Here is a 23,230-nt window from a genome sequence, read left to right as displayed (position 1 = left end):
TGTTATGGATCGACTTGCGCCATCAGCTCCGGCACCGATTCCGGCCGTTTCGCGTAGCGCTGAGCGAGCACCGCGCAGACCATCAACTGAATCTGATGGAACAACATCAGCGGCAGAATCAGCACACCAATCGTGCTGCCGGCGAACAACACCTGTGCCATCGGCACGCCGGTGGCCAGACTCTTTTTCGAGCCGCAGAACAAAATGGTGATGCGGTCTTCCTGGCTGAAGCCGAATGCCTTGCCCAACAGCGTCGACGCCAGCAGCACCAGCGCCAGCAGAATGCAGCAGACCACCACCAGCCCCAGCAACTCGACCAGCGGAATCTGATGCCAGATACCTTCGTTGACCGCCTCGCTGAACGCGCCGTAAACCACCAACAGAATCGAACCCTGATCGACAAACTTCAGCCAGTTCTTGTTGCGCCCCACCCACGCACCGATCCAGCGGCGGGCGATCTGCCCGGCAATGAATGGCAGGAGCAATTGCACGCTGATTTTCAGGATCGCCTCCAGCGTCGAACCGCCATCACCGTGGACATTGAGCAGCAGCGTCACCAACAACGGCGTAAGAAAAATCCCGAACAGACTCGATGCCGCCGCGCTGCAGATTGCCGCCGGAATATTGCCCCTTGCCAGCGAAGTGAAGGCGATCGCCGACTGCACCGTGGCGGGCAGTGCGCACAGATACAGCATGCCCATGTACAGCTTGTCGCCGATCAGCGGTGACAGCAGGGGTTTGAGCGCCAGGCCCAGTAACGGGAAAAGCACAAACGTCAGGCCGAACACCAGCAAATGCAGGCGCCAGTGGCCGGCGCCGGCGATGATCGATTCACGGGAAAGTTTGGCGCCATGCAGGAAAAACAACAGGGCGATGGCGATGTTGGTCAGCCAGCCGAAGCCGACGGCGACCTGGCCGCTGGCCGGCAGGAAGCTGGCCAGCAGCACGACGCCAATCAGCGTCAGGGTGAAGTTGTCGGGCAAAAAACGTGGGCGAGTCATGGTCGGTTCATCCGGGGGTTGCCAGTGCGTGCCGACGACTCTAACGTGACTGCCAATTACCGACTAACGCCGAAGGGCCACAAGATGCCGCCTAAAGGACATGACAAGAGCGTTCGCCGCAGCATTCCCGGGCTGCCCAGCCTGCCGCGTCCACTCTACGGGCGCACCGAATCGCTCCCCAATCGCGCCCTGACCCGACGCCACAGTCATCCATGGGTGCAGTTGTCCTACGCGATTCAGGGCGTGCTGGAAATCCAGACCAGCGCCGGCCGCTTTGTCGCCCCGCCGGAGCGCGCCGTGTGGATTCCGGCGGGTGTACCGCATCGGGTATTCAGCTCGCCGCACACGGAAATGCGCAGCCTCTACATCGATTGCAGCGTCGCCGAATGGGCACTCGAACGTTGTCACGTGCTCGGCGTCAGCGATCTGCTCAGGGAACTGATCCGCGCGTTCAGTCAGGTTCCGGTGGAATACGACCAGAGCGGCCCGCATGGACGTCTCGCCCAAGTGATCCTCGATCAACTGGCCGACGCGCCGCAGATCGACCTGATGCTGCCGCTGCCGCAAGATGCCCGCTTGAAGCAGATTTACCAGAGCCTGGAACAACATCCGGAACAGCAGACCACGCTGAGCCACTGGAGCGAGAAATTCGGCGTCACCGAAAAGACCCTTACGCGCCTGTTTTTGCGCGACACCGGCCTGACCTTCCGCGCCTGGCGCCAGCGCTTGCGCCTGCTCGGTGCGCTGACGCCGTTGGAAAAAGGTGAGCGCGTCACAGATGTCGCGCTCGCCTGCGGTTACGACTCGACGTCGGCGTTTATTGCGGCATTTCGACAGCAGTTTGGGGAGACGCCGGGGGAGTTTTTTCGCTGATCAGCGATCCGCCAGTTCTTCCAGCAAATCCGCCGACGGCACGAAATACAGGCTGCCGGTGACCGCCGTGCTGAAGTCCAGTAACTTGTCGTAATTGCCCGGCGGCTTGCCGACGAACATGTTTTCCAGCATCTGCTCCATCGGTTCCGGCGAACGCGCGTAGCCGATGAAGAACGTGCCGAACTCCCCTGCTCCCGGCCGCCCGAATGGCATGTTGTCACGGAGGATTTTCACTTCCTCGCCAGCGGCGTTGGTGATGGTGGTCAGCGCACTGTGCGAGTTGCTCGGTTTGACCGCGTCATCCAGTTCGATGTCAGAGAGTTTCGTGCGCCCGATAACGCGTTCCTGCGCCTCAACGCTCAGGCCGTTCCAGGCGCTCATGTTGTGCAGGTACTTCTGCACCAGCACGTAACTGCCACCGCTGAAGTCGGGGTCTTCGTCACCGACGATGGTGAAATTCACCGCTTTGCGCCCGACCGGGTTTTCCGTGCCGTCGACAAATCCGATGATGCTGCGCATGTCGAAATAGCGGAAACCTTGCACTTCGTCGACCACCGTCACCGCATCGCCGAGAACCGCCATGATTTGCGTGGCCAGTTCAAAACACAGGTCCATTTGATCGGCGCGAATGTGCAGCAAAAGGTCACCCGGGGTTGCCGGAGCGTGCCGCCCTTCCCCGCCAAACTCGCGAAAACCGTGCAGCGACGCCGGGCGCGGACTGCCAAACAGGCGATCCCAGGCGTTCGAGGAAAAGCCGCAGATGCACGTCAGATTGCCTGTCGGTACGCGCTTGCCAACGGAACGCACCAACCCGGCGACGTCACCGCACCAGTCTTTGACGGTTTGCGCCGCTGCAGGCCCGGCGTTGAGCGTCGCGACGATGAATATCGCGCTGCTGGTAATCGGACTGCACACCGCTTGAGGTTCGAGAATGTCGGTATTCATCGCTGAAAACATTGCTCCGTAAAAAGTGCCCGAGCTGTTAACGAGGGCGGATAGTTCGTTTTTATCGAACTGTTGCGCAGAAATAAACGATTTTTCTTTGGCGCAAACTCGTCGCTAGCATGGCCTCGTCTGACCCCAACCCAAGAATAGACAGGGAGCGTGACATGTCAGCCACCAACATCAATATCGGCGAACCATGGATGTGGGGCGCCTTCATCGTCTTCGTGCTTGCCATGCTGGCATTGGACCTGTTTGTCTTCGGTGGGCGCAAGGCGCATCGGGTGTCCGTACGCGAAGCCTTGTCCTGGGTCATCGCCTGGTGCTTGCTGGCACTGGGTTTCGCGGCCCTGCTCTGGTGGTATCTGCACGGCGCGTTCGGCGCCGGGATTGCCCGGGAAAAAACACTCGAATTCCTCACTGGATATCTGATCGAGCAATCGCTGTCGATCGACAACATGTTCGTTTTCGTGATGATCTTCAGCTACTTCGCCGTACCGCCCGAGTTGCAGCGCCGAGTGCTGCTGTACGGTGTGCTCGGGGCGATCGTGATGCGCGCGGTGATGATTTTTGCCGGGGTCTGGCTGGTATCGCAGTTCGAATGGCTGCTGTATGCGTTCGGGGTGTTCCTGATCTTCACCGGGATCAAGATGCTGGTGTTTGCCGACCACCAGCCTGATCTGGACAAGAATCCGTTGCTGCGTTGGGTGCGCGGGCATATGCGCATCACCAGCAGCTTTCATGGCGAACGCTTTTTCGTCCTGCAGAACGGCGTGCGCTGGGCCACCCCGATGTTTCTGGTGCTGGTGCTGATCGAGGCCAGTGACTTGATGTTTGCGGTCGACAGCATCCCGGCAATCTTCGCCGTGACGACTGACCCGTTCATTGTCTTCACGTCGAATATCTTCGCGATCATGGGTCTGCGCGCGCTGTACTTCCTACTGGCGGACATGGCTGACCGCTTTCACTTGCTCAAGTATGGGTTGGCGATTGTGCTGGTGTTTATCGGCGGCAAGATGGTGTTGATGCCGTGGCTGCACATGCCGGTGGAATGGTCGTTGGCGGTGGTGGGTGGGGTGATTCTGAGTTCGGTATTGCTGAGTCTGGTGATGACCAAAGATGCCGAACGCCGCACTGAATGACACCCTTCATAAACCTGTGGGAGCGAGCTTGCTCGCTCCCACAGGGATTTCATTTGGCCGATGGTTACTTATCGGACTTGATACTGGTCCACACTCGGGTGCGAACACGCTCAAGTTTCTGCGGTAACGGCTGCACGACGTAGAGATTTTTCAGCGCTTCAGGTGTTGGCGTCAGGTTCGGGTTGTCGGTGATTTCCTTGTTGATCAGCGGTATCGAATCCTTGTTCGCATTCGGGTAGCCGAGGAAGTCGCTGATCGGCGCAATCACCTTCGGATCGAGCAGGTTGTTGAGGAATTCATGCGCCTCGGCGACGTTCTTCGCGCTCTTCGGAATGGCGAAGGTGTCGAACCAGATCGGCGCGCCTTCCTTCGGCAAGCGCCAGTCGACCACTACGCCGTTTTTCGCCTCTTTGGCGCGGTTGCCGAACTGGTAGAAGCTGCCGGAATAACCGATGGCCACGCAGATGTCGCCGTTGGCGATGTCGGTCATGTACTTGGCCGAGTTGAAATAGGTCACGTACGGACGAACCTTGAGCATCAGTTCCTTGGCTTTTTCATAGTCGGCGGGGTTCTGGCTATTCGGGTCGAGACCCAGGTAATGCAGGGCCAGCGGCAGGATTTCCGTCGGCGAATCAAGCATCGCCACGCCACAGGATTTGAGCTTTTCCATGTTCTCCGGTTTGAACACCAGATCCCAGCTGTCTACCGGCGCGTTGTCGCCCAGCGCTGCTTTGACCTTGGCCGGGTTGAAGCCGATCAGCACGGTGCCGACCATGTAAGGCACGCCGTACTGGTTGCCCGGATCGTTCTTGCCCAGCAGTTTCAACAGCTCCGGATCCTGGTGGCTCCAGTTCGGCAGTTTGGATTTATCCAGCTTTTGAAACACGCCAGCCTTGATCTGCGTTTCAAGGAACTGGTTCGACGGGACAACAAGGTCGTAACCGGAGTTACCGGTCAGCAGTTTGGCTTCCAGTGATTCGTTAGTGTCGAAGGTGTCCCAGGTCACTTTGATGCCGCTTTTTGCGGCGAAATCCTTGGGCACGGACGGCAGGATGTAGTCCGCCCAGTTGTACACGCGCAGTTCGCGTTGCTCGGCCTGTACGGCCCCGGCCAGCAGCGTCAGCCCACACACAGTGGCGCCCAGAATGCGTTTCATCGTGACCATGGTTGTTCCCCAAAAGGCAGCGTGAGTTCGATGGTTTTTATGTTCTGTACACGGCAGCGGCTGTAAAGGTAGCCAAGGGTAAAAAGGTCCAGCGTCTCGTTGTGGTTTTGATTCTTGCTGACAGCGTAGCTGGAGCACAGTGGGGGATGGGCCAAAAGGGGATCGATGTGGCCAATTTGATTGACCGCCGGGATGCGGAAACAACAATGCCCGGCGAATGGCCGGGCATTGTCGTGAAGCGGATCAGGTCAATCGGTGTAACCCAACCTCGCCGCCCTGCTCTGCTCAGTCTGGCCGCGTGTCGCCAGGCAGTAATACAACGGAACGGTGACCACCAGGCCGACCAGCCAGGACAAGTCCGCGCCCTCGACCAGATTGGCGTAAGGCCCGACATACAGCGAGGTATTGGCAAACGGCAACTGCACGAGGATGCCGATGAAGTAAGCGATGATCGCGTGCAGGTTGAACCGTCCGTAAACCCCGCCATCGGCGCGGAAGATCGAGGTGATGTCGTAGCAGCCGCGCTTGATCAAATAGAAGTCGATCAGGTTGATCGACGCCCACGGCACCAGCACCAGCAACAACGCCAGAATCAAACCGATGAACTCGGAAATGAAATCCGCCGAAGCACCGAGTGCGACCACGCAGCAACCGGCCAGCACCACGCTCGACAACACTACGCGCACCTTGATGCTCGGCGTCCATTGACTGGCGAAGGTCTGGATCGAGGTGATGATCGACAGCACCGCGCCATACAGATTCAGCGCGTTATGGCTGATGATATTCAGCAGAAACAACACCATCAGAATCGGCCCGAGCCAACCGGTCGATTGCTTGACCGCGACCATCGCTTCGGTGCCTTCCGGGGTCGCGAGCACGGCAACAGCGCCGAAGCTGAACGACAGAATGGTGCCCAGCGTCGCGCCCAGATAGGTCGCCCAGAACGGCTTGGCAATGCCAATGTCCGCCGGCAGGTAACGCGAGTAATCGGACACGTACGGCGAGAAGCTGATCTGCCAGATGATCCCCAGCGACACCGTCGCCAGCCAGCCGGACAAGTTAAAACTGCCGCGAGTGAGAAAGTCCGCCGGCAAGTCGTGGGCAAAGATATAGATGAACCCTGCCAGCAACGCACTGCCCATCACCCAGGTGCCGATGCGGTTCAGCGTGTGAATGAAGTTGTAGCCGATCACGCCAATCGCGGTGGCCGCCAGTGCGCCGATCAGTATGCTCAACGGCGCCGGCACCGACGGCGCAATGCCGACGATGGATTTACCGGCCAGGACGATGTTGGAAATGAAGAAACCGATGTAGATGATCGCCGCGAAAAACACGATCAACAGCGCGCCATAACGACCGAACTGGCCGCGACTCTGGACCATCTGCGGAATGCCCATGCGCGGGCCTTGGGCCGACGCCAGCGCGATCACCACGCCGCCGATCAGGTGCCCCAGCGCAATCGCCAGCAGCCCCCAGAGCAGATCGAGATGGAACACCTGAACCACCATGGCGCCGGTGACGATGGGCAGTGGCGCAATGTTGGTGCTGAACCAAAGGGTGAATAGGTCGCGGGCCTTCCCGTGGCGTTCCGCGAGTGGGACGTAGTCGACCGTATGGTTCTCGATCAACGGATCTTGCCGGGACATCTGGGACATATGCATGAACTCGAGTTGGTCTGTTCTTATCGTTGTTTGAAGCCAAACCGGGGGGACTCTCTGGCCACCCCTCAGATGCAGACCATATTATGGTATTCCAAGCAATTGACAAGACTGATCCGTAGTTTACGGCGCTATCTGATACGCCATCCTCGCTGAAACCGCGGCCTGCAGACCAGCCGCAAGCCCCGTAAATGCTGAGTTTCCGACGAACGCGGCACGTTTATCGGTTCAGCTTAAAAGCCCTTGCAAAGATTGAATACTGGTATACCATCAGACCAACAAACACATAAAAACAGCACCACATCTGAGGACCGACCAATGATCGATGCCGCCATCTACAAACAAGTCATGGGCTCGTTCCCGTCCGGCGTAACCGTTATCACCACCCTGGACGATGACGGTCAGATCGTCGGCCTGACTGCCAGCGCGTTCAGCTCGCTGTCGATGGACCCGGCGCTGGTGCTGTTCTGCCCCAACTACAGCTCCGATTCCTACCCGGTGCTGATCAAGAACAAGCGCTTTGCCATCCACGTTCTGTCCGGCGGCCAGCAAAGCGAAGCCTACGCTTTCGCCCGCAAAGGCAAGGACAAGGCGCAAGGCATCGAGTGGACCTTGAGCGAACTGGGTAACCCGATCCTCGCCAACGCGACGGCTATCATCGAATGTGAGCTGTGGCGCGAATACGAAGGCGGCGACCACGCCATCATGGTCGGCGCGGTAAAGAACCTGATCGTCCCCGAACAGCACACCGGACCATTGGTGTATTGCCACGGCAAGATGGGCGCCCTGCCCGTCGTGGCCTGACCGAAACCTCAAGCCCTATGCAAATCAAATGTGGGAGCGAGCCTGCTCGCGAAAGCAGTGTTACAGACGGCGCAACAACCGACTGACACAGCAAGATCGCGAAACGCTCACTCCCACCGATTTTTGTAGCCTCAACAACAAAAGATCCGAGGAAGCGTCATGAAATTTTCCCTGTTCATCCACATGGAACGCTGGGACGAAAGCGTCAGCCACCGCCAACTGTTCGAAGACCTCACCGAACTGACCCTGATGGCCGAAGCCGGCGGTTTCAGCACCGTGTGGATCGGCGAACACCACGCCATGGAATACACCATCTCGCCGAGCCCGATGCCGCTGCTCGCCTACCTCGCTGCCAAAACCACCACCATTCACCTCGGCGCCGGCACCATCATCGCGCCGTTCTGGCACCCGCTGCGCGTTGCCGGTGAATGTGCATTGCTCGACGTCATCAGCAACGGTCGTATGGAAGTCGGCCTGGCCCGTGGCGCTTATCAGATTGAATTCGATCGCATGGCCGGCGGCATGCCTGCCTCCAGCGGTGGCCAGGCATTGCGCGAAATGGTCCCGGTGGTCCGCGCCCTGTGGCAAGGCGATTACGCCCACGACGGCGACATCTGGAAATTCCCCACCTCCACCAGCGTGCCGAAGCCGATCCAGAAGCCGAACCCACCGATGTGGATCGCCGCCCGCGACCCGGATTCGCACAACTTCGCCGTGGCCAACGGCTGCAACGTGATGGTTACGCCATTGATGAAGGGCGACGAGGAAGTCCTCGACCTGAAGAACAAGTTCCAGACCGCGCTGGACAACAATCCAGACGTGCCGCGTCCGCAACTGATGGTTCTGCGCCACACCTACGTACACACCGCGGATAACCCGGATGGCTGGAAAGTCGGCGCGAAAGCGATCTCACGTTTCTATCGCACCTTCGATGCGTGGTTTGGCAACAAGGAAACGCCGGTCAATGGCTTTCTGGCGCCGAGCCCGGAAGAGAAGTTTGCCGGGCGTCCTGAGTTTGAGCTGGAGAGTTTGCACAAGACGGCGATGATTGGTACGCCGGAGGAGATCATTCCGCGGATCAAGTACTACCAGGAACTGGGGGTGGATGAGTTCAGTTTCTGGTGTGACAACAGCTTGCCGCATGAGGAGAAGAAGAAGTCGTTGGAGCTGTTTATCAAGCATGTGGTGCCGGCGTTTCGTTGAAAACCGTGTACTTGAAGCGCAATACAAAGGGGCGAATTCATCGATATGAATTCGCCCCTTTTTTCGCTTTTCTCAGCGAGTGAAAACTAGCCCTGAACGGTGGCCTTTCGGCTCCTGCGCATCTGCTTCAAATTGAAACGCAGTTTGCGCATCCCGTGAGCAATGCGCGGAAACAACAACGTCCAGCGAGGATGCGCCACTACCCCGCAATCACGGCTGTCTTGCCGAGTCATCGAAGTGATCTGCTGCGGCAACGGCACACCGTACTTGATGCACTTGGTGATCAGCGCATCGACATTACGTTCCATGAAATTCAGCGCGACGTCACGCCCGGCATTGAACGAACCGACGTGTTTCTTCAACGCCGCCAAGGTGTCGCGATACGCCGCATAACTGCCCATCACGTACTCGACATCCTTATGGCTCTGCGTCAGCGAGCCGCTTCTGACCCGTTGGAAGTAATAATCTGCTGCGGTGGCAAACGTGGTTTGGCTGTGCAGATAAATGTTCATACTGAACACATGATCTTCATGGGCCCGACCTTCCAGGCGCACCGCAAAACGCTCGCACACCGAACGCTTGAAAATGTATTGCCACGTCGCCGCGTGATACTTGCCGGACAAAATCAGATCTTCCAGCAAGTCGCGCCCCGCATCGAACCAGCCATTGCGGCTGGCGGCGGTGTTACGTCGCAACAGTTGCTTCTCGCCGTCCACTTCCGTGTACGAACGCTTGGAGAAATAAAACAACTCAAGCGCCGCGTTGGCCTCAATCTGCTCCACCAGGGTCGAAAACAATTCCGGGCTGACCACATCGTCCGGATCGCAGAAAAAAACAAACTCCCCCGTTGCCGCCGCCAGACCATTGCGCCGCGCTGCACCCACCCCCTGATTGAGCTGAGTCACCACTTTGACTTCCGAACGATCGCCGTAACCGGCCTCAATCACGGCCAGGGTTCCGTCGGTCGAGCCGTCGTTGATCAAGATGATTTCGTGCAGCGGCACGGGTTGGTTGATCAGCGAATCGAGGGTTTCAGCAATGTAGGACTCAACGTTGTACGTGGGGATGACGACGGATATTTTCGGAACAGACACGTTGTTCAACACCTGAGGCGACGGCGTAGGCCGATGATGGAAATTTGTGAGGCAAGGTTGACGTGCGCAGGATGGGAGAAGGCACGTTTTCAACGCTTTGAGACAAAGCGATGCCAATATGATGGCATCATGATAAATGGTCGGTGATGGAGGCGTCAAAGGCAGAGGAAACGGGGACAGACCACGTTTCACTAGATGGTCGATTTTTTTGGCCGTCCCGGGCTCCCTCGCTGCACGCGACGACCGATCATTGCCTCGACATCAACAGCAAACTTTGAACCGCCAAAAACATTATTTCCATTGGTCGCGTCACGAATCTGGTCAACCAACTCTGATTCTAAGTCATTTTTGAACAGTTCGCGGTAAGCGTCTGCCGGCTGCCCGCCCTGCCCTCCAAGCGCCAAATACTGAGCATGAGGGGTAACAATGTGTGATCGCTCTGATTGTGCGTTAACACGGTAACTTGACCAGCGATATTCTGCCGGATGATTTACCATTTTCGCTCTGACGGGATTCATTTCGATGTATCGATAACAGCACAACAAATATCGTTCACTCTCAACAAGACATGAACGAAACCGGCCTTCCCATAAACTTCCGCTGCGACTATACGTACGATTTATATATTGGACGTATCGCTGCCCGACACCTTTCATCAGCAGGCTTGCGCTGTTGACATTTTGAGGACTGACTAACAAATGAACGTGATTGGTCATTAAGCACCACGCATGAATATCACAATCATTTTTAGAAGCCTGCTCGACCAAAAGCTCCAAATAAAAAAGGTAGTCTTCCTCGGTAAAAAAACAGACAGATCTATTGTTTCCTCGCTGAATCAAGTGCAATGGTACGCCTGGTATCAAAACTCGGGGTCTACGCGGCATCGATGAATCCTTTCAATTGGTCGAACTGAAAGCTTAGCGGGCCGCACGGTACAAATGACGGCAAATTTTTACGTATTGTTGCAGTCAATTACATAAACGTGGTCTGTCCCCCTTTCCCCCACTCATCACATCGCCCACTACTGTTAGAGGCCACCGAAATTCTCAACACAAAAACATTATTCTGACAGTATCCATATCAGACTGAATAACTTTTAACTCTTCATCATCGACACCGATTTCAACGAGACTCTCGGCGCTGCACTTTTCATATGTATCCGCCAACATCTCCAACATATCAATCGCATACTGACTTTCTTTTGACAGTTTTAGCCCGCGACGAATGCCTTCCATGTAAATAGCAGTCTGCAGAACTGCGTTAGCGCCAGGAGTAAAAAGGGGTCAGACCACGTTTTTTGAATAAATTGCAAAGCCGTGGTCCGCCCCCTTGTCTAAACGTGGTCTGCCCCCACTTACCTAAAGAGATTTATTGAGCTTTGCCATTCAACTTTCCTACAAACTCTTCAATTACATTCGAGATGAGTTCTCCCTCCTCGGGAGAGACTAAAACATTCATGACTTGCTCATCACAAGTGCAGTCATAAATATCAAAACCCGTCCAGCCTTCAGACCAAAACTCTACAGTTGCCAGTTTCCCAAAGCCTTCCAACTCTACTCGTTCCAAGTCACCAAAATCTCCGCCTGCGAATTTTGAGCTCGTCACAGTGTAGCCTTTGAGCAGAGGCATAATTTTTATTTCGAACTGAAAATAATCCATATCCCCCTCACTTTCTATCTAAGATTTTAATATTTTTCACTTCAGGCAGATGTTCTCCGCCCTGCTTTTCCAACAGATACTGCTGAGACTTACTGGCATCTTGACCAATCATTTTATACCAGCCTTCCTTGCCACCTTGCAACAACCCACTACTTGGAACATCAAATTCGACATACACGGCCCCTTTAGATGCAGCCCCCTTAAAATCAGCCGCACCGTTAATTGAGATGTAAGTTTGCCCTCCTGCACCCTGTACGACCCTGTTGTTACCTTGCATCTGTAATAGCTCACCAGGGGACATCCATCTCCCTACACGAGTCATACTTACATTATTGATAACTTTGGTTTCGCCGAGCTTCAACAAGCTACCAGCAGCCCCCTTTACACCCTGAAGTACAGATCCGCCCGCAGCGGAGAGCATTAATGAGAGAGCCATCTCGCCCCAATAATCTGGATCGGTCAGCATCATCTCGTAGCTTTCTATCGCTTTGCCCCCTTGTCCGTCATTTGCATAAAGCAAGGTGGAAGACAAGTCGAACTGCCACTGCGCAGAGTTTTTGTAAGCATCCTGCATCGCCACTGGCAATGCTACATAAGCTTTGTACTCCAAAGGTTCCATGATCATCCACGGTTTCCCTGAATCATCAAGCAACGTATAGCTGACGATTTTAGAGTCCGCATCCATATTCAGAACAAAATTACCAAGAGTCTGAGAATTAGTGCCCGCCAGTTTAAGAATTGATGAGCATCCCACACCCGTTGAATCGTTTTTGCATGCTTCATACTTTTCAAGGTACTTATCATAGTGTCCTTGAAAGTTAAATTTTGTAGCGTTAGCAGTAATCCATGCGCCGTTTTGCAAAGTTTCTGCATCAACATTTTCTTGCGTCGAAGCTGCAAGAACCCCAACAATCTGGGATCCCATGATCAATAGGTCCGGGTTGCCCTTAAACCAATTGTTCATCTCTTTAACGAGGGCCTCATTCGCACCAGCCGCCAACGCGCCAGTCGCAAAATCCCCACCGGTCATTTCCGCCAACAACCCGCCAACCGCAGCATGAATGATGACTTTGGTAGCGGTGCCATCATCGACCACACCTTTTGTGAGATCACCCACCAAGTTGAAGCTGAACGCAGCTACCGTATTGAATAGCGCGGTTTGCAGCAGATCACCAATATCTGCATCGCCGCCCACTGCCTTGGTGATCAGCGCAGAAGTACCGCCTTGAAGGATCTGGCTTCCCGCGAACTTGCTTACACCTTCCCACGTAGCTAATGACGTCCCGGCATATTTGCCGTTCGCGTCGAATTTCACGCCGGTTAGTTTGGTCAGATATTCGGACATCAATCCAGCCGTCAACCCGGAAATCACATAACCCTGCAGCGCATCGGATGAAGTAACGTCCGCGAACACCGCTCCAAGGTTTCCGCCGTTATTGATGAAGCTTGTCGTGGCATTCGTAGCCGCTCCGGTAGCTACAGCCGCAAAGGTTGCGGCCCAGAATGTGCCCATTCCGCTTAACGCTGTCAGGGCAGCCGGTCCGACGACGGCGGCCATGACGATCGCGATGATCATCTGCGACGCCGGACCAAGCCCCGAGTTGTTGTATTTGAATGACTCGTGAATCTCCTTCACCAGCCGCCAATCAACATCCCCGCGCGCCTCGGCTTCTTTCAACCACGCCAACTGCGGGTCAGCCTTGACCATGCTGTCAATGGTCTGGCTGACGGACTGCTGGTTCACATCCTTGATGTCGATTTTCAGACCATCAACGGCCTTGATCACGATGTTGCCCTTGGCAATCATCTGGGTCTGGCGCAGGGTTTCGTCGGTGTTGCCGCGACCTTTTGAAGAGACCCAGGCGGCGTTGTTGTTAGTCTTGGTATGGCTTTCATTGTGAAGGTCTTTGACCCCTTCAAAGGTGATCGCCCCACCGCTGTCCAGGGTGATGTTGTTACCACTTTCAAGCTTGGCAACCTGATAAAGCTGATCGCCCTTGCTCTTGAGCGTCAGATCGCCGCCAGACTTGATCTCGGAGCCGACATACTTGTTGTCGGTCACCTCGTCGTGCTGCATCTTCAGCTTGCCGAAGCTGCCCTTTTTCTTCTTGTCATACAGGGAGTAATCGGTGTCCTGCAGTGCCAGAATTTGCAGGTTGTCACCCGCAACCAGATAGGCTTCGTCTCCTGCAGTAACTCGACTGGAAATCACACTCAGGTCTTTACCCGCATCCAGTCTGACGTCACCGCCCGCGGTAATACCGGACATGACCTGACTGACATGGTCTTCCTGGCGTGTCACTTTTTTGTTTTTGGACAGCGAGTGCTCCTCATCCGCCGCCGAGGTGATCACCATGTTTTCGGCGGCTTTCATCGCCACATCACGCTTGGCATCGATGTCGCTGGCAATGACATTGATGTCGCGCTTGGCGTCGGCCTTGAAGTCACGTCCGGCATTGATATCAGCACCCAATTGGGTGACGTCGCTGCGGTTGTGCTTTGCGTCCAGATACACGCTGTTGTTGACTTGCACTGACGACACGTTAATGTCGCGACCCGCGTTCAACACCATGTCGCGGCCGCTCGTCATCACGCCGCCGATGATATTGATATCCTTGGCCGCTTTGACAGTCAGGTCATTGGCTGCCTCGATCCGTGCCGCGTTATCGGCATAGTCATGATGCTGAGTGCCAAATCGGGTGCTGTTGTCGGACGAGGTGATTGTCCTTTCGTTGATCACATCGCCCGTGCGCGTGGTCAGGCTGACATCGCGTCCGGCAATGATGCCGCCGGCCTTGTTGACGATGTTATTGGTTGCCAACAGATCCAGACGGTTACCCGCCTCGATCGAACCACTATTGACCAGATCCTTACCCGCCGTCGCCAACAGATTATTCGTGGCCTTCAACGTCCCGACGTTGTCCAGATTCTCACCGGCAATCAGCGTCACGTCATTACCGGCAATCAACGCCCCGGTCGGGCCCAAACGGCCATTGGCCTGAGCCAGATACACCACCGGCACCAGCACCTTTTCGCCATTCACTTCGTGCTCTTCGAGCCAGACGATGTCGTGGGTCAGTGCCGCGACTTGCTGCGATGTGAGACCGACGCCGACCGACAGATTGAGTGCGTCCTTGCTGGCGATGGCGTTGTTCATCAGGTACTTGAACATGCCCTCGTTGGAGGTCTGGCCATCGATGAAAGCCTGGCCGGTGCGTGCGGTGACGGCTTGCTGGATCAGGCGTTGTTCATAGAGACCGTCACCGAGGCGCTTGGCGCTCTGGTCGGGGTCATAGCCGAGTTTTTCCAGCAGGTAGTCGGAGCTCATGAACGACTTGAGGTCGGTCAGCAACGGGTTGGTTTCGATCAGGTATTTGTGCGCGTTGGACGGCGCCTTGGTGTCCGGCAGGCCTGTGACGCGGGTCACCGGCCGGGTGTCGATCGACTCCTTGGCGTCGTTGCCGCGGTCTTTCATGCCCGGGCCGGCGGGTTTCACCGGCACATTGACGTCGACCGTACTGGCCACGGCCTGCACGACACTCGGGGTACGGTGGAACGTATCCACTGCGCGTGTGCTGTCGGAGACTGCAGGCGGCGCGTCAATGAAAAGATTACGCGGGCCGCCACTGCTGGCAGCCACAACGTGCTCTTCAGTGGCGACGGTTTGCCCACCCACGGTCCAGGTTGGCGCCGGACCCGTGGCGCCCACGGGCGCACTGTCGCTGGCGCCTTGACCGCTCAGGCGGAACAGGCCGTTTTCACCGGTTGGCAGTGAGAAGCCTGGCAAGGACAGCGGATTGACTTGCTGTTGGGCAAGGTCCGGCGGCAGTTGGCTGTTGATGCGAATGACGGTGGTGCCAGTATTGCCGACATTGGTGTTGCCGACCTTGTTGGCGCCTCCGGTGGAGCCGTAATCTTCGTGGATCACGCTGTTTTGCAGAGTCTTGGTGGCCGTGATCGAAACATTGCCACCGGCCTGGATGACCGCATTGCGACCCGCGACGGGACTGGTGCCGTCAGTGGCCACTTCTTTATCAGAGGTCAGCGTGAAGCCCTGCAGCCTGGTCGGCATATCGACCAGGTTATTGGGGTCGTATTGAGACTGCGGGCTGGTGTTGCCCCAGCTATAACCGGAGACAGTGAGATCGCCGACAGACTTGTTCGTCACCGAGTCCTTGATCACAACCACTCGTGTCAGACCACCGTCGTGACCGGGTTCCCGGCCCGTTGCCGAGGTAACGACACCCTGGGCAAAATTCCCCGTACCGTCAATGTAATAGACGTTCGGAAAGTCAGGGTTATTGCGCTGGTTGTACGCCACCACCTCCGGCATGAAGACATTGAAAGAGCCCAAGTCGATGGCGCCGGTACGGAAAATTCGCGTGCGCTCGATGCTGCCGCTGACCGCACCGACGTTCCTCATGTTGTTGGCATTGATAGTGATGTTGCCGGAGGCGCTGAGCGTACTTTTGCTGTTGAGGAATTCACCGCCGTTGAAGATGAAATCGCCACCGGCCGTCAGCAACGATGAAGCCGTGGTGTCATTGTCCTGCCCACCTTCGAAGACTTCGTGGGCAATCAGGTTGACGTCGTAGGTGCCACCCGAACAATCGCCGCATTGAACGCCGATAAAACCGGACACCAGTTTGCGATTCAGCGCGAAACTCTGCGTCCCATCGTCCCCCGAGGTACGGTTGGCAAAGTTGGCGGCGTCAATCTTGAAGGTTTTGCCGCTCTCCATCGAACCCGACAGGTTCGACACCTGACTGGCCTGTGCGGTCCCGTAACCGTTGATGGTCACATTCCCCAGCCCGTAAAAATCACCGTTCTGGTTGGTCAGGTTGCCTACGCTGAGCGTCATGTCGTTGCCGCTGAAAATCAGCCCGCGATCATTGAGCAAAGAAGACGTGTTGATGTTCAGGTTCTGCGCTGCACCCAAGGTGCCGTAGTTGGCGAGGCTGCCGGCGTTGACGGTCAGGTCTTCGCTGGAGGTGATGCGTCCGGCATTGATGAGCTGACCGCCCACACTGATGGTCGAGGTCGCACCCGCCGCAAAGCTTCCAGCGGCACCGAGGTTCATCTGTGCGGCAGAGAGGTAAGTCCCTCTCTGACTCGACAGCCGGCCATTGCCGCTGTAGGCCCCGCTCAACTGCATATCGATCAAGCCGTCGCTGGCGATCAAACCGTCGTTGATCCAGTTGCCGCCGCGTACCTGTAACAGATCCGAAGCGAGCAACTTGCCGTTAGCGGCCTGACTGAACTGCCGAACATTGACATTCAGACGCCCAGCCTGGATGACACTGCTGTTATTCCAGGTATCGGCATTGAGTTCCAGCAATCCGCCGGTGGTGATGCTGCCGCCGGCGCCCATCACGTTGGCTGTGGAGATATCGAACCTGCCACGACCAACGTGATTGAGTTGCCCGCCGCCATTGAGGAAGCTGCCAACGTTGACGGTCATGTCGGTATTGGCGGTTTCCAGAACGCCGTTGCGGTTGTCGATTTGTCCGCCGATCTGGAATTCGGTCTTGCCAGAGTTGCCCAGCGAACGCAGGCGTCCATTCTGGTTGTTGACGCTGGCCGCTCTGATGCTCAGTTGCGTGTTGCTTTCAATGACACCCGCGCCGTTGTTCAGCGCGCCGCTGAGACCGAAGTCGATGCGCTCCGCGGCAATCTGCCCGGCGCCGTTATCCAGACCAGTGCCGCTGACGCTCACCAGGCCTTTTGCATAGAGCACACCGTTGCGGTTATCGAAACCTGCCGTGGTGATAACTGCATCGGCCGCTTGCGCGGAGATTCGTCCGCCGTTGTTGTCCAGCCCGGCCAATGCCGACACGATCAGACCCTGTGCCTGAATGATGCCGCCCTGGCGGTTGTTGTTGAGATCAAAGCCATTGCGCAGCACACCGACGGTGCGCGCTTCGAGTGCGCCCTTGATGCTGGACAGAATCCCGCCACGGTTATCGATGTTGGCAGCACTGATGCTCACATCGCCGTTCTGGGCGATGACTTTGCCGCTCTGGTTGTCGAGGTCACCGGTGACGTTCAGGGTCAGGCCGGTTTCGCTTTGCAGCGCGCCCTTGCCGTTATTCAGGCTCGCAGCCTTCAGTTGGAGGGCGGCGTTCTGGCTATAGATCAAACCGTCAGCGTTATTACGCACTGCGCCGCTGGCGGTGATCTGCAACAGATCCCTGGCAGCGATGGTGCCCTTGTTGCTGTTGTCCAGCGATCCGGTCAGCAGTTCCAGCGTTTTCTGGCTGGCGAGTTGGCCGTTCTGGTTGCTCAGGTCAGTTACGCCCTTGATCAGCACCGGACCTGCGCCGGCCAGTCGGCCGCCGTTGTTGTTAAGGTCGCCACTGAGGTCAAGGGTGATCGCGTCGTTACTGGCGATCTGGCCGCCACTGTTGTCCAGTCGCGAAACCGTAGCGCTGATCGCCTGCTGCGCATTGATCGCGCCGCCGACGTTGGTCAACGCCATGCTGACCAGATCCAGCGCCGCACCACTGGCGATCAAACCGCCCTGATTGTTATTGAGCGCGCCGCTCAGCGTCAGGCTCTGCCCTGCGCCACTGCTCAGAATGCCTTTGTTGCTGTTATCGAGGCTGCCGGCCTTGACCGTCAGGCTGCCCTCGGCGACCAACGCACCGGCGCCGCTGTTGAGCAACGCGTCTTTGAGGTCGACCGAGATATCACCGAGTTTGCCGGAGAGCGTGCCGCTGTCGCGGTTGTCGAGGCTGTCGCCGCTGACGCGCAACCCCTGCCAACCGGACAACAAGCCCTTCTGGTTGGTCAGTGTGGTGCCGCGCAACAAGAGTTTTTCGCCGCTGATCAACTTGCCGGCGCTGTTGTTCACAGCACGGGCAATGACGTCGAAACTCAGGTTGCTGGAGATTTCACCGCGCTGATTGTTCAGGTCGCGCAAACGCTTGAGGGTCAACGGACCTTTGGCGGTGAGCAGACCGTTCTGGTTGTCGAGGTCGCCGTTGGCCAGGTCCAGCGTGACGGCTTTGTCGCCCAACAGGCGTCCACCGTTCTGGGTCAACGAGGTCAAGACGAGATTGATGTCGCCGGCAGCGGAGACTTCACCGCCATTGCTGGAATCCAGACCGGTAGCGGTCAGCGTCAGGCTGCCTTTGCTATTGATCAAACCATTGGCGCGGTTGTTCAGTGCCATCGCATTGAGCGTTAGTGCGCTGACGCCCAACAATGTGCCGCTCTGGTTGTTCAGGTCGGCGCTGGTGATATTCAACGCTTGTGCGGCACTGATCAACCCGCCGGCATCGTTGCGCAGCAGGCCATCGACCGTAAGTTCAAGATCGCCACGGCTGACCAGGCTGCCGCCGCTGTTGTTCAGGCTACCCGCGCGCACATCGATCGACGCCGCGCCGATCAGGCCTTTGACGTTGTCCAGCGCGTTGGCGATGCGCACGGTCAGACCCTGATTGCTCAGGAGTTTGCCGTTGCTGTTGTCCAGATTTTCAGCACTCAGGGTGAACGCTTCGGTACTGGAAATCGTGCCGCCCTGGTTGTTGACGCCATTGAGTTGCTTGAGCAGCAAAGTGCCGGGCGCACTGATCACACCGTTGATGTTGTTCAGTTGGCCGTGGTTCAGGTCCAGGCTCAGGCGCGTGTTGCTGAACAGCTTGCCGCTCTGTTGATCGAAGCCTGTGACCGAGGCCGTCAACGCCCCCTGACTGCCGATACTGCCTGCATTGCTGTTGGTGACCTGAGCGGCGAGGAGGTTGAGGGTGTCGGCGCTGCTCAACGAACCGCTGCTGTTGTCGAAGGCACCGGTCGTGACCGTGACCGCGCCTTTGCCACTTAGCGTGCCCTTCTGGCGGTTATCGAGACCGGTGCTGTTGAGCACGAGTGCGCCATCGGTGACGATCCGGCCTCCCTGGTTATCGACGTTGCCAGTGCTGTCGAGGGTCAGGTCCGCCGCGCTGGACAGGCTGCCCTCGGTGTTGCTCAGTTGCGCGGTGCTGACGGTCAGCGCCCCTTCGCTGCTGACTTTGCCGAGGTGGTTGGCGAAGTCGCCACTGAGGCTCAGGCCCATGTCCTGTTGGCTGAGCAATTCACCACCGCTGTTATCCAGCGCACGTCCCTGCAGCTTCAACAGCGTGCCCGCGTCGATCAGGCCTTTGTTACGGTTGAGCAATTGATCGACCGTCAGGGTCAGGGATTTACCGGTGAAAACCTTGCCGCCATCGCTGTTATCGAGTTTTTTACCGGTAATCAGCAGCTCGCTATTGGAGGTGATTTCGCCGCCACGGTTGTCCAGCTCATCGACCGTCAAGGTCATGGCTTTGGTCGAGCCGAGCAAACCGCCCTGACGGTTGTCGAGGGTTTCGGCGTTCAGTTTGAGCACACCGGTGGCGATCAGTTGACCGTCCTGGTTGTTCAGGTTTTTGACCTGAACGCTGGCATCCGACTTGCCGGCGATGCTGCCCTGCCGGTTGACCAGCGCATCGGCGGTCAGCGTCAGTTCACCGTCGGCGACAAGTGTGCCGAGCTGGTTGTTCAAGGTCTTGTCAGTGGTCAGCGTGAGGAGGCCACCGCTGCTGATCAAGCCATCCTGGTTGTCGAGGCTGCCGGAATGGCTGCCCAGCGTCGCGGCAGAAATAACGCCTTTGACGTTGTTCAACGCTTGGGCAATGCGCAAGATCAGCCCCTGCTGACTGATCAATTTGCCACTGCTGTTGTCCAGATCGTTGGCGGCGAGCGTAAACGCTTGCTGGCTGGAGATCTCGCCGTTCTTGTTGATCACACCGTTGAGGTTTTTCAGCAGCAACGTGCCAGGCGCGTTGATCAAACCGTTCTGGTTGTTCAATTGTCCGTTGTTCAGGTCAAGGGTCAGATCGGCCTTGCTGAACAATTCACCGCCCTGCTGATCCAGCCCGCGCACCGAAGCGGTAAGGGCCTGCTGACTGGCAATCCGCCCGGTAGCGTTATTGACCTGCGCCGCGTCGAGCTCCAGCGTCGCGCCACCGATCAGCCGACCGCCCTGGCTGTTGTCGACATCGCCGGTGGTGATACGTGTTGCACCCGCCCCCGAGATCAGGCCTTGGCGGCTGTTATCCAGCGTGCCGCTTTTGAACGTCAACGTGCTGTCGGTACTGATCGAACCGGCCTGATTGAGGAGTGCCCCGGCGCTGGTGATGCGCAGGCTGCCGGCGCTGCCCAGCGCACCGGCACTGTTGTCGATCCGACCGACAGTGGCCGTCAACGTGCCTTCGCTGCTGATGTTGCCTTGAGCATTGATCAAGGCATCGTCGAGGGTGATCACCAGACCCTTGAGGCTGTCGAAGCGACCGCCGCTGTTGTCCAGGCTGCTGCCGGTCAGCGTCGTGGTGCCTTTGGCACTGATCAGGCCTTTGCTCAGGTTGATCAGCTTCGCCACAGTGAGGCCCAGGTCGGTGCCGGCCAGCAGCTTGCCGCCGTTGCTGTTGTCCAGCCGCTGGCCCTGGATGTTGAGCAGCAGGTTGCTGGAGATCTCGCCGCTGCGGTTATCGATCTCGGCGACCGCCAGTGTCAGCGCTTTTGTGGTACCGACCAGCCCGCCGTTGCGATTGTCGAGGGTCTTGCCGGTCAGGCTCAGATTGCCTTGAGCGACCAGCGCACCACCCTGTTGTTGTAGCAGACCGATGGTGGCCGTCAGGTCGCCCTGACTGGATATGCGCCCAGCGGCGTTTTGCACTTCGCCGGCCTCAAGGCTGACCGGACCGACCGCACTGATCAGCCCGCCGCTGTTGTCCAGACGCGTACCGGTATAGGCGATACCGGCCTTGCCGGTGACCTGGCCCTTGTCGCGGTTATCCAGTCGATCGACCTTGAGCGTCAATTGCTGATCAGCCTGAATCACACCGGCACGGTTGTCCGCCGTGTCGCTGCGCAACGTCAGCGTGGTTTTGCCGATGACTTTACCGTCGCGGTTGTCGAGGCTGCCGGTTTGCGCGTCGATGGTGCCCTTGGCGGTGATCTCGCCCTTGTTGCGGTTGTCGAGCACACCGCGCACACGGACGGTCATGCTGCCGTCGCTGACCAGCGCACCGCCATCGCGGTTATCCAGGCTGGCAGCTTGCAGGTTCACCGCCTGGCCGGAGCCGAGCACACCGTCACGGTTGTCCAACGCACCACGCAGATCAATATTCAACCCCAGGTCGCCGAGGATCTGACCGCTGCGGTTATTCACTCCATCGGCGTTGAGTCGGATGACAGCGCCGCTGGAAAGCTCACCATTGCTGTTGTCCAGCAGGCCGAAACTGCCGGTCAGGTTACCCGCGCTGTGGATCAAGCCTTGAGTATTGAACGCCTGATTGGCGGTCACGCTCAGCGTAGCGTTGCCAAGCACACGCCCCGCGTTGCGATTGTCCAGAGAACCGGCGCTGACCGCTGTGCTCTGACCGCTCAGCGTGCCGCCCTGATTGTTCAGGGTTTGCGCCGTGCTGACCGTCATATTGCGGCTGGCGGTGAGCGTTTTGCCGGTGTTGTCGAGGTTCTGTGCGATGAGGCTCAGATCGCCGCTGGCATTGCGGCTGCCATCGGCGTTGACGCCGGCGTCGATGGCGCCAGCGTTGGTCAGTTGGCCGCCAGCGCTGAGACTGATGCCGTCGCGGGCCGCGAGGGTCTGGCGGTTGGTCAGATTGCCCTGGGTTTGCACATTGACGCTGGTGCCGGCGTAAACCGGGCCGCGGGCGTCGAGGCTGGCAGCCTTGACGTTGACCGCGCCAGTGGCCGAGGTGTCGGCCAGACTCAACTGGCCGTTGGCATCGAGCTGAATATCACCACCGCTGGCAATCAGTTTGCCGTCGAGCTTCACCCCGACCCCGGCCTCGGTGCCGACCAGTTTGATCGCCCCGGCGTACATGCCGCCCAACGCTGAAGAATCGATGGCCAGTTGCGGTTTGCCGCCGCCGTCATCGGCGCGGGCCGTAGCATTCAGGGTTTGTGCGTTGACGTCATTGCGACCGGCAACAATCGTCAGGTTCTGCGCCTGAATCTCGGCGTTGATCTTTGCGCTGCGGGTGATGATTTCGAAGCGATCGACGTTGGTCGCGTTGAGACCCGCACCCTCGATGGCCACCGAGCCCTGATCGACCTGAAAACGATCCAGACGACCGTTGTCGAGCACCGGTTTACCGGTGGTCAGCGTGACGCGCGGCGAGTTGATGAAACCGCAGCCATTACAGGTAATGCCATACGGGTTGGCTACGATCACCCGCGCCGACTGCCCCGCCACTTCGGTGTAACCGCGCAACTGGCTCGGGTTGCCGCTGATGACTTCGTTGAGAATCGCCTGCGCCGAACCGCTGTTCTTCAGATTCGGGTTGTCGACGATGTGCCCACCCAATTGAGTGAGATTATTCTGCGTCGAGCCGTTGTTGAGGATCAGCCCTTGCGCACCGACGTTGTAATCGTGGAACTGGTTATGCGACAGGCCGCTGGCATTGGGCGTAGCGATGTTGATGATCGGCACACCATTGCCGGCGCGATCCAGCGAGGTGTTCGGGTTGGCCACCACAATGCCGTCGGCCTGCGCCCACATCGGTTGCCAGAACATGACGTTCGCCAGCAGGAACGCGAGTCCGCGCTTGGGCATGCCCAAAAAACTTTCGCGGTCTTTTACGGCCGCAGAAGGTTGGAGTGCAAGAAAGGCAAACTGGCGAACGTCCATGTCGGTGTTCTCGGA

Annotated in this window: 13 protein-coding genes; 4 read left to right on the top strand and 9 right to left on the bottom strand. The window is 57.6% G+C overall.

Features of this window, described 5'->3' with window-relative positions:
• Positions 1-2 precede the first annotated feature (2 nt).
• Entirely contained in the window at positions 3-1,001 is a 999-nt protein-coding gene (locus ACIF4X_RS08495; protein WP_397481761.1) for a bile acid:sodium symporter family protein, read from the bottom strand.
• Between the two features lie 84 nt (positions 1,002-1,085).
• On the opposite strand from ACIF4X_RS08495, the gene ACIF4X_RS08490 reads away from it, so the two are divergent.
• The gene (locus ACIF4X_RS08490; protein WP_397481760.1) at positions 1,086-1,874 is read left to right on the top strand and encodes an AraC family transcriptional regulator; all 789 of its coding nucleotides are present in this window, start codon (positions 1,086-1,088) and stop codon (positions 1,872-1,874) included.
• On the opposite strand, the gene ACIF4X_RS08485 is transcribed toward ACIF4X_RS08490, so the two are convergent.
• Positions 1,875-2,819 (bottom strand): Dyp-type peroxidase, encoded by a 945-nt coding sequence (locus ACIF4X_RS08485; protein WP_397481759.1) that lies wholly within the window; start codon positions 2,817-2,819, stop codon positions 1,875-1,877.
• Between the two features lie 164 nt (positions 2,820-2,983).
• Between ACIF4X_RS08485 and ACIF4X_RS08480 the strand changes: the two genes are divergently transcribed.
• Positions 2,984-3,958: a TerC family protein gene (locus ACIF4X_RS08480; RefSeq protein WP_397481758.1), complete on the top strand. Its 975-nt coding sequence runs from the start codon at positions 2,984-2,986 to the stop codon at positions 3,956-3,958.
• Positions 3,959-4,022: 64 nt separating this feature from the next.
• On the opposite strand, the gene ACIF4X_RS08475 is transcribed toward ACIF4X_RS08480, so the two are convergent.
• Entirely contained in the window at positions 4,023-5,123 is a 1,101-nt protein-coding gene (locus ACIF4X_RS08475; protein WP_102902123.1) for a polyamine ABC transporter substrate-binding protein, read from the bottom strand.
• A 248-nt stretch (positions 5,124-5,371) separates the two neighbouring features.
• Positions 5,372-6,778, bottom strand: a complete 1,407-nt coding sequence (locus tag ACIF4X_RS08470) for a purine-cytosine permease family protein (protein ID WP_397481757.1) — start codon at positions 6,776-6,778, stop codon at positions 5,372-5,374.
• Between the two features lie 321 nt (positions 6,779-7,099).
• On the opposite strand from ACIF4X_RS08470, the gene ACIF4X_RS08465 reads away from it, so the two are divergent.
• Positions 7,100-7,585 (top strand): flavin reductase family protein, encoded by a 486-nt coding sequence (locus ACIF4X_RS08465; protein ID WP_397481756.1) that lies wholly within the window; start codon positions 7,100-7,102, stop codon positions 7,583-7,585.
• Between the two features lie 159 nt (positions 7,586-7,744).
• The gene (locus ACIF4X_RS08460; RefSeq protein WP_397481755.1) at positions 7,745-8,788 is read left to right on the top strand and encodes an LLM class flavin-dependent oxidoreductase; all 1,044 of its coding nucleotides are present in this window, start codon (positions 7,745-7,747) and stop codon (positions 8,786-8,788) included.
• A gap of 86 nt (positions 8,789-8,874) precedes the next feature.
• On the opposite strand, the gene ACIF4X_RS08455 is transcribed toward ACIF4X_RS08460, so the two are convergent.
• The 5 genes from ACIF4X_RS08455 to ACIF4X_RS08435 form a co-directional block, all read right to left on the bottom strand.
• On the bottom strand, positions 8,875-9,882 hold the full coding sequence (locus tag ACIF4X_RS08455) for a glycosyltransferase family 2 protein (protein WP_397481754.1): 1,008 nt from the start codon (positions 9,880-9,882) through the stop codon (positions 8,875-8,877).
• Between the two features lie 191 nt (positions 9,883-10,073).
• The gene (locus ACIF4X_RS08450) at positions 10,074-10,766 is read right to left on the bottom strand and encodes a transposase (protein ID WP_397481753.1); all 693 of its coding nucleotides are present in this window, start codon (positions 10,764-10,766) and stop codon (positions 10,074-10,076) included.
• A gap of 162 nt (positions 10,767-10,928) precedes the next feature.
• A complete protein-coding gene (locus tag ACIF4X_RS08445; RefSeq protein WP_397481752.1) occupies positions 10,929-11,117 on the bottom strand; it encodes a hypothetical protein in 189 nt (62 codons plus the stop codon).
• Between the two features lie 133 nt (positions 11,118-11,250).
• Positions 11,251-11,541, bottom strand: coding sequence for a hypothetical protein (locus tag ACIF4X_RS08440; protein WP_397481751.1), 291 nt, complete (start codon positions 11,539-11,541; stop codon positions 11,251-11,253).
• Between the two features lie 7 nt (positions 11,542-11,548).
• A complete protein-coding gene (locus ACIF4X_RS08435; protein WP_397481750.1) occupies positions 11,549-23,215 on the bottom strand; it encodes a filamentous hemagglutinin N-terminal domain-containing protein in 11,667 nt (3,888 codons plus the stop codon).
• Positions 23,216-23,230 lie beyond the last annotated feature (15 nt).

The organism is Pseudomonas sp. NPDC085632, from assembly GCF_044541255.1.
Lineage (GTDB): Bacteria > Pseudomonadota > Gammaproteobacteria > Pseudomonadales > Pseudomonadaceae > Aquipseudomonas.
The sequence above is the reverse complement of the archived record's forward strand: the minus strand, read 5'-3'. Positions and strand labels throughout refer to the sequence as shown.

Coding starts and splice junctions, on each gene's coding strand:
- ACIF4X_RS08440 (WP_397481751.1), bottom strand. CDS start 11,541: ATGGATTATTTTCAGTTCGAAATAAAAATTATGCCTCTGCTCAAAGGC.
- ACIF4X_RS08470 (WP_397481757.1), bottom strand. CDS start 6,778: ATGTCCCAGATGTCCCGGCAAGATCCGTTGATCGAGAACCATACGGTC.
- ACIF4X_RS08435 (WP_397481750.1), bottom strand. CDS start 23,215: ATGGACGTTCGCCAGTTTGCCTTTCTTGCACTCCAACCTTCTGCGGCC.
- ACIF4X_RS08495 (WP_397481761.1), bottom strand. CDS start 1,001: ATGACTCGCCCACGTTTTTTGCCCGACAACTTCACCCTGACGCTGATT.
- ACIF4X_RS08465 (WP_397481756.1), top strand. CDS start 7,100: ATGATCGATGCCGCCATCTACAAACAAGTCATGGGCTCGTTCCCGTCC.
- ACIF4X_RS08475 (WP_102902123.1), bottom strand. CDS start 5,123: ATGGTCACGATGAAACGCATTCTGGGCGCCACTGTGTGTGGGCTGACG.
- ACIF4X_RS08445 (WP_397481752.1), bottom strand. CDS start 11,117: ATGGAAGGCATTCGTCGCGGGCTAAAACTGTCAAAAGAAAGTCAGTAT.
- ACIF4X_RS08460 (WP_397481755.1), top strand. CDS start 7,745: ATGAAATTTTCCCTGTTCATCCACATGGAACGCTGGGACGAAAGCGTC.
- ACIF4X_RS08450 (WP_397481753.1), bottom strand. CDS start 10,766: ATGCCGCGTAGACCCCGAGTTTTGATACCAGGCGTACCATTGCACTTG.
- ACIF4X_RS08490 (WP_397481760.1), top strand. CDS start 1,086: ATGCCGCCTAAAGGACATGACAAGAGCGTTCGCCGCAGCATTCCCGGG.
- ACIF4X_RS08480 (WP_397481758.1), top strand. CDS start 2,984: ATGTCAGCCACCAACATCAATATCGGCGAACCATGGATGTGGGGCGCC.
- ACIF4X_RS08485 (WP_397481759.1), bottom strand. CDS start 2,819: ATGAATACCGACATTCTCGAACCTCAAGCGGTGTGCAGTCCGATTACC.